The 6,925-nt window shown below is 73.4% G+C and carries 7 protein-coding genes; 2 read left to right on the top strand and 5 right to left on the bottom strand.

Features of this window, described 5'->3' with window-relative positions:
• Positions 1-275: 275 nt before the first annotated feature.
• Entirely contained in the window at positions 276-1,391 is a 1,116-nt protein-coding gene (locus ACFU99_RS27005) for an ROK family protein (RefSeq protein ID WP_384396587.1), read from the bottom strand.
• A 56-nt stretch (positions 1,392-1,447) separates the two neighbouring features.
• Here ACFU99_RS27005 and ACFU99_RS27000 point away from each other — a divergent pair, with 56 nt between their 5' ends.
• Both ACFU99_RS27000 and ACFU99_RS26995 read left to right on the top strand, forming a co-directional pair.
• Positions 1,448-2,557 (top strand): Gfo/Idh/MocA family oxidoreductase, encoded by a 1,110-nt coding sequence (locus ACFU99_RS27000; protein ID WP_384396585.1) that lies wholly within the window; start codon positions 1,448-1,450, stop codon positions 2,555-2,557.
• Positions 2,554-3,021, top strand: coding sequence for a heme-degrading domain-containing protein (locus ACFU99_RS26995; RefSeq protein WP_384396582.1), 468 nt, complete (start codon positions 2,554-2,556; stop codon positions 3,019-3,021). The genes ACFU99_RS27000 and ACFU99_RS26995 overlap by 4 nt, the downstream gene beginning before the upstream one ends.
• A gap of 25 nt (positions 3,022-3,046) precedes the next feature.
• On the opposite strand, the gene ACFU99_RS26990 is transcribed toward ACFU99_RS26995, so the two are convergent.
• The 4 genes from ACFU99_RS26990 to ACFU99_RS26975 all read right to left on the bottom strand — a co-directional run.
• Positions 3,047-4,111, bottom strand: coding sequence for a choice-of-anchor A family protein (locus tag ACFU99_RS26990; RefSeq protein WP_384396579.1), 1,065 nt, complete (start codon positions 4,109-4,111; stop codon positions 3,047-3,049).
• Between the two features lie 106 nt (positions 4,112-4,217).
• Entirely contained in the window at positions 4,218-4,991 is a 774-nt protein-coding gene (locus ACFU99_RS26985; protein ID WP_384396576.1) for a YidC/Oxa1 family membrane protein insertase, read from the bottom strand.
• 179 nt (positions 4,992-5,170) lie between these two features.
• Positions 5,171-5,470, bottom strand: a complete 300-nt coding sequence (locus ACFU99_RS26980) for a DUF6412 domain-containing protein (protein ID WP_384396573.1) — start codon at positions 5,468-5,470, stop codon at positions 5,171-5,173.
• Between the two features lie 161 nt (positions 5,471-5,631).
• Positions 5,632-6,925: tannase/feruloyl esterase family alpha/beta hydrolase (locus tag ACFU99_RS26975; RefSeq protein WP_384396570.1), on the bottom strand; the 1,294-nt coding region annotated here is incomplete at its 5' end.

Here is a 6,925-nt window from a genome sequence, read left to right as displayed (position 1 = left end):
GAGACCGGGGACTGGGCTCCGCGGGCGGCGCCGCAGCCCGGCGGCTTCCCGCCGGGGTCGCCGAGGGCCGCGAAGGCGGCGGCCTCCGGGGCGAGTACGAGCGCGAGCGCGGCGGCGCTCACGGCGGCGAGGGCACGGGGCAGGCGCATCGGCGGACCTCCGCGGACGGAACGTTACGGGCCGTCGGAACATCGCACCGCCCGACCCGGCGCCGCCGCACATCCGGCCCCGCTACCCCCGAATGGTCTCCACATCCCGCCCGAACAGCGGATTGTCTAACCATCGGACCGCACGGGGAACGCCGCCCCGCCGGACCGCCCGAACAGCGGCGCCAGCACCAGCTGCGCCGCCCCCTCCACCACCGTCCACGCCCCGCCCGGAGCCACGGCCACCGGGACCGTACGCCCGTCCCCGCGCGCCGCGTCCTCCGCCAGCACCGCGCCCACCCCCCGTACGTACGTGTCCGCCGCCGCCAGCAGCGTCCGGCCGCCGAGCAGCACCCGGCCGATGTCCAGCAGCCGTACGAGGTTGGCCGCGCCGACCCCGAGCAGCCGGGCCGCGCGCGCCGTGTCCCCGGCCGCGACCGCCGCCAGGCACAGCGCCTCGACGCAGCCCCTGCCGCCGCACCCGCACGGCGGGCCGTCCAACTGGACGACCTGGTGACCGAACTCGCCCGCGCCCGTGCGCTCGCCCCGGTACACCCCGCCGCCGAGCACGAGCCCGGCCCCCAGGCCCGTACCGAGATGCAGATACGCGAAGGAGTCCGCGCCCCCGGCGCCGCCCGGCGCGAGCCCGAGGGCGGCGGCGTTGGTGTCCTTGTCGACGGCGACGGGCAGCGCCAGCCGCTCCGCGAGGGCGGCGCGCAGCGGGAAGCCGTCCCACTGGGGATAGCCGGTGACGCGGCGGAGCACCCCGTTCCGGTGGTCGAGCGGCCCCGGAGCGGCGACGCCCACCCCCAGCACGGCGCGCCCCTCCCCCCGCAGCGCCTCGGCCGCCGAGGCCGCCGCCTCCACGACTGCCGCCGCGCCCGCCCCGAAGTCGAGCGGTGCGGTGCGGGATTCGACGGTGCGGCCCGCCAGGTCGGTGCGTACGGCCGTCAGCTCGTCCCGGTCGAGGTGCAGTCCGATGGCGTGGCCGGCGTCGGGGACCAGCCGCAGCACCGTGCGGGGCTTGCCGCCCGTGGAGGCGCGGCGGCCCGCCTCGGCCGCGAAGCCGTCCGCCCGGAGCCGCGCCGTGATCTTGCTGACGGCCTGCGGGGTGAGGCCCGTACGCTCCGCCAGCTCCAGACGGCTGACACCGCCGTCGCCCGCGTCGCGCAGCAGACCGAGCACGAGAGCGGCATTGTGCCCGCGCAGCGCGGCGAGATTGGCTCCGGGATGACTTCTGTGCACCGACCCATTGTCCCCGTCGCTTGCACTTTGGCAACAGCGTTGTCAAAGTGGGCGGTATGGATGGCACCACTGGCTCCCCCCTCCGCGTCGGCCTCATCGGCTACGGCCTGGCAGGCTCCGTCTTCCACGCCCCCCTGATCGCCACCACCGACGGCCTCGCCCTCGACACCATCGTGACCGCCAGCCCCGAACGGCGGCAGCAGGCGCTCACCGAGCACCCCGGAGTCCGTACGGTCGACACGGCCGAGGAGCTCTTCGGCCGCGCCGCCGAACTCGACCTCGTGGTCATCGCCTCCCCCAACCGCACCCACGTGCCGCTCGCCCGCGCCGCCCTCGACGCCGGGCTCCCGGCCGTCGTGGACAAGCCGCTCGCGGCGACCGCGGCCGAGGCCGAGGAACTGGCCGCACTGGCGGCGGAGCGCGGGCTGCTGCTCAGCCCGTTCCAGAACCGCCGCTGGGACAACGACTTCCGCACGGTCCGCCAGCTCATCGCCGACGGGCAGCTCGGCGACGTACTGCGCTTCGAATCCCGCTTCGAACGCTGGCGGCCCCGGCCCAAGGGCGGCTGGCGCGAGTCCGGCGACCCCGCGGAGCTCGGCGGGCTGCTGTACGACCTCGGCAGCCACGTCGTCGACCAGGCCCTCGCCCTCTTCGGCCCGGCCGCCGCCGTCTACGCGGAGGCCGACGTGCGCCGCCCCGGCGCCGAGGCCGACGACGACACCTTCATCGCGCTCACCCATACGAGCGGCGTCCGCTCCCACCTGTGGATGAGCGCCACCACCGCCCAGCTCGGCCCGCGCTTCCGGGTGCTGGGCAGCGGCGCGGGCTACGTGAAGTACGGGCTCGACCCGCAGGAGGCCGCCCTGCGCGAGGGCCGCCGGCCCGGCGACGACGGCCCCGCCTGGGGCGTGGAACCGGAGTCCGCCTGGGGCCGGATCGGCTCCGGCGAATCGCCGCAGACCGGCAGCGGCGACCTCGTGCCGACCCTGCCCGGCGACTACCCCGCGTACTACGCGGCCATCGCCGAGACCCTGCACGACGGGGCCGCGCCGCCGGTCACCGCGGCCGAGGCGGCGGCGACGCTGCGCGTGCTGGAAGCGGCGCGCACCAGCGCGGACGAGGGCCGTACGGTCCGTATCGAGGGAGAAGGGGCGTCGCCCGCGTGAGCGCCGAAGCGGCCCTGATCGCCGAACTGGCGGAACAGGAACAGCGCCTGGTCCTCGGCTCCTTCGGCAACGACGACGCCTGGCGGCTCGGCACCCTCCTCGTGGAGCTGGCGCGCGAGCGCGGCGCGGCCGTCACCGTCGACATCCGGCGCGGCGCCCAGCAGCTCTTCCACTGCGCGCTGCCCGGCACCTCGGCCGACAACGACGCCTGGACCGACCGCAAGCGCCGCGTCGTGGAGCGGTACGCGGAGTCCTCCTACCTCGTCGGCGCCCGCTTCCGCGCCAAGGGCCGCACCTTCGAGGACTCCTCCCGGCTGGACCTGGACCGCTACGCCGCGCACGGCGGCGCGTTCCCGATCCGGCTGCGCGGTACGGGCGTCATCGGGACCGTCGCGGTCTCCGGCCTGTCGCAGGCCGAGGACCACGCGCTGGTCGTCGAGGCACTGGAGCGCTACTTGGGCTGACGCTCCGTCAGCGTACGTCGTGCCCTTACGAGCGCCGTTCGCGCGAACGGAAGAGGAACACCAGCGAGACGCCCGCGCCGAGCGCCGCGACCGACGCGCCGACCAGCATCGTGTCCGCCATCGCCGGCCCGCTGTGCGCGAGCGGTTCACTGCCGCCGGCTGTGCCGTGGGAACCGGGGCCGGGACCCGGTGCGGGTACGTGGGCGGGGCGGCTCTCGGAGGCAGAGGCGGAGGGAGAGGCGGACCGCGACTCGGACGGGCTCTGCGAGGGGGATGCGGAAGGTCTCGCCGACGGACTCTTGGAGGGCGACGCCGACGGGGAGGACGCGGAGGGGATCTCCGACGGGGGCTCAGAAGCGCTCTCCGACGGACTTTCCGTCGGGCTCCCGGAAGGAGTGTCCGACGGGGACGCCGTCGGCCGAGTGGTCGAGAGGGTGTGCGTGGGGGTCGGGGAAGGGTGCTCTCCCGGACACTCCGGCAACTCCCCGTTGAACGGGTACCAGTCGGCCTCCGCGACCGGCGTCGACTCCGACATCGACTCCGGCGTCAGCGAACCGGCGGTGAAGAGGCGCCCGTTCATGCCCGGCGCCGACACCGTGGTCACGCTCTCCGGGCGGCCGATCAGCACGCTGCCCTGAAACGGCGCGCTGCCCTGGATGGTGACCTGCGCGGCGTCCGGGAAGTTCCACAGCAGCCGCTCGTGCAGGCCGTCCGGCAGATCGCCCGTGGAGGAGCTGATCGTACGGGCGGGCCCGGTGACGTTGACGAGCACGGTGGCGTCCTCGGGGATGCCGTCGAAAGCGACGCCCTGGTCGCCGCCGTCCCACCCCATCAGGTCGAAGCCGACGTCGAAGACCTGGAGCCTCGACTCCCCGTCGCCGGTGAACACGGTCGCGTCCCCCAGGTTGGCGGCGGTGCCGGTGGGCTCGCGCGGTCCACCGTGCTCGTACGCGTAGCACTCCGCGGCCGCGGTCAGCTCGGGCCCCGGCCCTTCGGGCAACGGCTCCGCCACGCTCCCGGAGGCGAACAGACAGACCATCAGCACACCGACGGCACCCGCCAGCACGCCCGTAAGGCCAGCTTTCTTCACTTTTCCATTCTTTTCCCCAGTCATGTAGGGAAATATGATGCTCACTCGCATCAAGAGGAGGAGACGCGCCCGCCCGTTCCCCCGAACCGGTCCTCCTGACCCTCCATCAGGCGCTGACCTCCGCACTCGTACGCGGCGTCCGTACGCGCTGGAGCAGCGCCCGTTCCGCCGCGGTCCACGTCGTGCTCGTCGCCAGATACAGCCCGGCCGCCAGCGGCACCACCGCGACGCTGACCAGCGTGCCGAAGGCCATCAGCGGCAGAAACCTGCCGATCCGCGCCATACCGGGGATCGCCGACTCGCCGTCCGCGCCACCAGCCGGTGCGAGTACGGCAGCGGCGGCGGCCGTCTTGCGGGCCCGCGTGTACGTCCACGTGGCCACCGCCGCGACCAGCGCGAACAGCCCCAGATAGACCAGCCCCCGCGGCCCGAACACCCCGCCGTCGCCGAGCGCCCCGGCCCACCGGCCGCCGAGCGGAGCGGCCAGCAGCTTGTGGCCGAGGAGGCCCGTACCGCCGGAGCCCGAGGAAAAGAGGTGGTACATCACGGAGAAGACCGGCAGCTGCACCAGCATCGGCAGACACCCCGCCAGCGGCGAGGCCCCGGCCTCCTTGTACAGCTCCCCCATCGCGCGCTGCGCCTTCTCGGGTTCGTTCTTGTGCTTGCGCCGCAGTTCGGCGATGCGCGGCGCGAGCTCCGCCCGCACCCGCTCGCCGCGCGCGGCCGATCGGGCCAGCGGGTGCAGCGCGAGCCGGACGCAGCAGGTGAACACGATGATCGCGGCGGCCGTGGCCGAGCCGCCGAAGAGCGGTTCGAGCATGTCGGCGCAGTGCGAGAGAAGCGCGCCGAGCGCGGCGAAAGGGGAGGTGAATACGGACATGGGTGAGCCCTCCACGAGGTCTCGTCGTGCCGGAAGGGGAAAACGGCGTGACGAGCCGCACGGGCTCCATATCGCATACGGGAATCGGACCGGACGAGTCAGAACAACCGGAAGAAACCGGAACGGGCCGGAACGGAACAAGAAATTTCAGGCAGATACGCGAAACAAAAAAGGAGCGCCTACGCGGCCGTCGGGAAGGGACGGCCGGGCGCTCGCGGCCGGGCACGGCCGGCGGCGTCGGGATCGCGTTGGGCCAGGAACGCCGTGCGGCGCTCCCGGTCCCTTATCGCGGTACGTACGCGGTTCGTCGCGAGCGGATAGCCCGTACGGGACGTGATGACCGCACAGGTCATCAGTGCCGCCGCGACCGCGGTGGTGGCGGCGAGCGCCATTGCGCCCAGCCAGCCGGTCTCGCTGAGCAGCAGCCCGGCGACAAGGAACAGGAACAAACCCACGTATGTGCGCAAGACCGTCGTCATGGGCTTCCTCCTTCCTTGCGCTTCCTTCCACCGAACTCGACTGCTCGATGTCGTACACGCGTCGTACACGCGATGATTTTCTACCGTCCCACAGATTCTACCCGGCACCACTGACATTCGACCCGTATCCCGTCGGAATTCCGCCGACGGTCACACGTCATTCACAGGGCGCAGGAGTTCACCGGGTCCCCGCCCGTACGCGGCACGGTACGGCTCGGGGGCGGGGCGGCACCGTGCTCGGTCCACGCCGTCAGCGCGTCGAAGGCGGCCCTGAAGCAAGGCAGCATCGGGCGGACCAGGGCCGGGTGGGCCGCGTACAGGCCGTCGAAGTGGTTGCCGTCGGTGATCCGGTAGTAGCGGTGCAGACCGCCCCGGCCGGACGCCTCGACCATGGCGTCGTAGGCGTCACCGCTCCGCGAGATGGGCAGCAGCACGTCGAGCGTGCCCTGGAGCGTGATCAACGGCCGCTTGACGCGCCCCGTCAGGGACAGCCGATCCACCGTGTCGTGCACCTCGTCCGGCCGGTCGGTGTAGACGTAGTCGGTGTCGCAGCCCGGTCCGGTGCCCTCCGGGCAGAACGGCGTTCCGGCCTCCAGCGCGCCGTCGTACTCCGGGTCCACCTCCTCACGGATGAGCCGCTGGAGCGCGTCCCACAGCGTCCGATAGTGGACGTCCCACAGCGGCTCGGAGCCACTGGGGTACCCGGCCGCGTACATCGCCTCCGCCGCGCCCGGCTCGCCCGCGCGGTAGCGGGGATAGGCGCGCAGGGCGGGCGGCGCGGTGCTCAGGACGTTGGGGGCGTCGCGGGTCAGCAGCAGGCCCTCCCAGTCGATGCCGGCGGTGTACAGACGGGGGAAGTTCTCCAGTTGCCAGCGCACCAGGTAGCCGCCCGCGGAGACCCCGGCCGCGTACGTATGGGCGGGCATACGCCCGTAGCGCTGCTTGGCCACGCGCTTGGCGGCCACGGTCAGCTGGGTGAGGCGCAGGTTCCACTCGGCGATCGCGTCGCCCGGCCGGCGGCTGTCGCGGTAGACGTGGGAGCCCGTGTTGCCCTTGTCGGTGGCCGCGTAGGCGAAGCCCTTGGCGAGCGCGCTGTCGCCGATCATGCGGTCGTTGGCGTACTGCTCCCGCGTGCCGGGCGTTCCGGCCACGACCAGCCCGCCGTTCCACCGGTCGGGCAGCCTGATCACGAACTGGCTGTCGTGGTTCCAGCCGTGTGTGGCGTTGGTGGTGGAGGAGTCCGGGAAGTAGCCGTCGAGCTGTATGCCCCTCACGCCCGTGGGGTTGACGGTGCCGGGCGCTTCGAGGCCGGCCCAGTCGTCGGGGTCGGTGTGCCCGCTGGGGATGGTGCCGGCCGTGGTGAGGTCCGCCAGGCAGGCGCCGATGACCCGCTCCGCGCCGGGTACGCGCGGCAGGGCAGCCGCACAGCGGGCGTCGGACCGGCCGGTTCCCTTC

It is taken from the genome of Streptomyces sp. NPDC057654 (assembly GCF_042800135.1).
In the GTDB taxonomy this organism is placed as follows: Bacteria; Actinomycetota; Actinomycetes; order Streptomycetales; family Streptomycetaceae; genus Streptomyces.
This window is presented reverse-complemented; position numbering and strand designations above follow the sequence as displayed.

What these genes read in the sequence shown, in the direction of transcription:
- ACFU99_RS26980 (WP_384396573.1), bottom strand. Translation starts at nt 5,470, where the DNA reads ATGACGACGGTCTTGCGCACATACGTGGGTTTGTTCCTGTTCCTTGTC.
- ACFU99_RS26985 (WP_384396576.1), bottom strand. Translation starts at nt 4,991, where the DNA reads ATGTCCGTATTCACCTCCCCTTTCGCCGCGCTCGGCGCGCTTCTCTCG.
- ACFU99_RS27000 (WP_384396585.1), top strand. Translation starts at nt 1,448, where the DNA reads ATGGATGGCACCACTGGCTCCCCCCTCCGCGTCGGCCTCATCGGCTAC.